The organism is Actinomyces sp. MRS3W (assembly GCF_032465695.1).
Classification (GTDB): domain Bacteria; phylum Actinomycetota; class Actinomycetes; order Actinomycetales; family Actinomycetaceae; genus Actinomyces.
Genome location: NZ_JAWDJJ010000294.1, coordinates 1 through 3,054 on the forward strand (window position 1 = coordinate 1; position 3,054 = coordinate 3,054).

Genomic DNA, 3,054 nt, shown 5'->3' on the forward strand with positions numbered 1-3,054 from the left:
GTGAGACGCCGCGCGCTCGACCGCGCTGCCCGACTATCGTGTGCCCCATGCGCGTGTACAACTTCTCCGCAGGCCCCGCCCAAATGCCGCTGCCCGTGCTCGAGCAGGCCGCCGCCGAGCTCACCGACTGGCAGGGTTCCGGCATGAGCGTGCTGGAGGTCTCCCACCGCGGGAAGGACTTCGTCGCCTGCGCCGCCGACGCCGAGGCCACCTTCCGCCGCGTCGCCGGCGTCCCCGACAACTACCGCATCCTGTTCCTCGCCGGCGGCGCCACCGGCCAGTTCTCCGCCATCCCCCTCAACCTGGCCGCCCCGGGTCAGACCGCCGCCTTCATCAACACCGGCCAGTGGTCCAAGAAGGCCATCAAGGAGGCCTCCCGCCAGGGCGTCAACGCCCTCACCGTCGCCGACGAGGCCGCCTCCTCCTACACCACCACCCCCGAGCCCGGCTCCTTCACCGTCCCCGCCGACGCCGCCTACTTCCACTACACGCCCAACGAGACCATCGGCGGCGTCGAGTTCCCCTACGTGCCCGACGCCGGGGACGTCCCCCTGGTGGCCGACTTCTCCTCCACCTACCTCTCGCGCCCCATCGACGTTGAGCGCTTCGGCGTCATCTACGGCGGCGCCCAGAAGAACCTCGGCCCGGCGGGCCTGGCCGTCGTCGTCGTCCGCGACGATCTGCTGGACCGCGCCCGCCCCGACGTCCCCGCCATCTGGGACTGGAAGACCATGGCCGGGGCCGACTCCATGCTCAACACCCCACCCACCTTCTCCATCTACCTGCTCGGCCTCATCCTGCACTGGATCGAGTCCACCGGCGGGCTGGAGGCCATGGGCGAGCGCAACCGTGCCAAGGCCGAGCGCCTGTACGCCGCCATCGACGCCTCGGACTTCTACACCAACCCCGTCGAGCCCCGCTCGCGCTCCTGGATGAACATCCCCTTCACCCTGGCCGACCCCGCCCTCGACACCGACTTCCTCGCCGGCGCCGACGCCGCGGGCCTGACCAACCTCAAGGGTCACCGCAGCGTCGGCGGTATGCGCGCCTCTATCTACAACGCCATGCCCGACGACGGCGTCACCGCCCTTATCGACTACATGACCGAGTTCGAGCGCACCCGCGCCTGAGCGCCCCTTCCGGATACCCCAGGAAAGGCACAACATGACCAAGCAGTTCCGCATCCAGACCCTCAACGCCATCTCCGGTGCGGGCCTGTCCCGTTTCCCCGACGACCGCTACGACGTCGGCGGCAATGTCACCGAGCCGCACGCCCTGCTCGTGCGCTCCGCCAAGCTGCACGACGTCCCGATCCCCGACTCGGTCATGGCCATCGCCCGCGCCGGCGCCGGCACCAACAACATCCCGGTCGACGCCATGACCCGGCGCGGCGTGCCGGTGTTCAACACCCCCGGCGCCAACGCCAATGCGGTCAAGGAGTTGGTGCTGGCGGGACTGTTCATCGCCTCCCGCAACCTCATCCCCGCCGCCCGCTTCGCCCACGAGCTTGAGGGCGACGACGCCGAGATCGCCCGCGCCGTCGAGGCCGGCAAGAAGCAGTTCGTCGGCTTCGAGTTGCCCGGGCGGACGCTCGGCGTCATCGGCCTGGGCGCCGTCGGCGTGCAGGTGGCCAACGCCGCCCTGGGGCTGGGGCTCAACGTGGTCGGCTTCGACCCCGGCATCAGCGTCGAGCACGCCTGGCACCTGAGCGCCGAGGTGGAGCGCGCCGAGTCCATGGAGGAGGTCTTCCGCCGCGCCGACATCCTCACCGTCCACGTCCCCCTCATCGAGTCCACCCGCGGCCTGGTCTCCACCCAGCGCGTGGCCCTCATGAAGGAGACCGCGGTGCTGCTCAACTTCGCCCGCGCGGAGATCGTGGACGAGGCCGCCGTCGTAGCCGCCCTGGATGAGGGCACCCTGGGCGGCTACGTGTGCGACTTCCCCTCCACCGCCGTGCACAAGCACCCCAAGTGCATCTCCCTGCCGCACCTGGGCGCCTCCACCAAGGAGGCCGAGCGCAACTGCGCCGTCATGGCCGTGGACGAGCTGCGCGGCTTCCTCGAGGACGGACAGGTCCACAACTCGGTCAACTTCCCCGAGGCGGTCCTGCCCCGCGAGCCCGGCACCCGCCGCCTGGTCATCGTCAACCAGAACGTGCCCAACATGGTCGGTCAGGTCTCCACGCTGGTGGCCGAGCGCGGGCAGAACATCGCCAACCTGCTCAACCGCTCCCGCGGCGACCTCGCCGTCACGCTCGTCGACGTCGAAGGCGAGTTGGACGACTCGGTCCTCGATGAGGTGCGCGCTATTGAGGGCGTGCTCTCCGCGCGCGCCCTGGAGCCCTTCGCTGCTTGACGCGCTTGCGGCGCCACTCACCCGCGGGTGAGTGGCGAGTTGCCGCCAACGCTCATAGCAGCCGTCTCCTCGCTGCCCCTCACCCGCGTTCCGACGTCTGGTGAGGGGCGCCGCTGCGTTTGTGTGGTCGGCGCGGCGTGAAAAGTGTCCATCGGTCTCAACTTTTGCCGGAGGGCCGTAATGGTTACCTTCGGATACGGGCTCTGACCTGGGCAAATGCGAGGACGCTGGCCGGAGCGTACGCGCGCGGCGCCAAAAGTTGCGACAGATGGTCACTTTTGAGTGTGGATCAGGAGGCATGGGCACAGGTTGTGGGGTTGCGGCGCCGTGCGGCACGCCAGCAGGGCCTTCCCTTCTCGCCCCCAGTAGTCTACTATCTAGTAACTACTAGATAAGCGGCGAGGGCGCCGCACAGGAGGGCACAATGACGCAGCATCCCGACCGGCTCATCTTCGGAGCCGCCTACTACGACGAGTACACCCCCGCCGCCGCGGGCCCCGACCGGCTCGAGCATGACATGCAGATGATGGTCGACGCCGGCTTCACCACCATCCGCATCGCCGAGTTCACCTGGGGAACCTGGAACCCCGCCCCCGGCGTCTTCGACTTCACCCATGTCGACCGCGCCATCGACGCCGCGCAGCGCCACGGCCTCGACGTCATCATCGGCACCCCCACCGCCGCCATCCCCACCTGGCT

The 3,054-nt window shown here is 69.3% G+C and carries 3 protein-coding genes; all 3 read left to right on the forward strand.

Annotated features, from left to right (window positions below; genetic code table 11):
• Positions 1-47: 47 nt before the first annotated feature.
• Positions 48-1,130 (forward strand): 3-phosphoserine/phosphohydroxythreonine transaminase, encoded by a 1,083-nt coding sequence (serC, locus tag RWX45_RS11215; protein WP_316023807.1) that lies wholly within the window; start codon positions 48-50, stop codon positions 1,128-1,130.
• A 34-nt stretch (positions 1,131-1,164) separates the two neighbouring features.
• Positions 1,165-2,355, forward strand: a complete 1,191-nt coding sequence (locus tag RWX45_RS11220) for a phosphoglycerate dehydrogenase (protein ID WP_316023805.1) — start codon at positions 1,165-1,167, stop codon at positions 2,353-2,355.
• A gap of 424 nt (positions 2,356-2,779) precedes the next feature.
• The coding region (locus RWX45_RS11225; protein WP_316023806.1) for a beta-galactosidase at positions 2,780-3,054 on the forward strand (275 nt) is incomplete at its 3' end.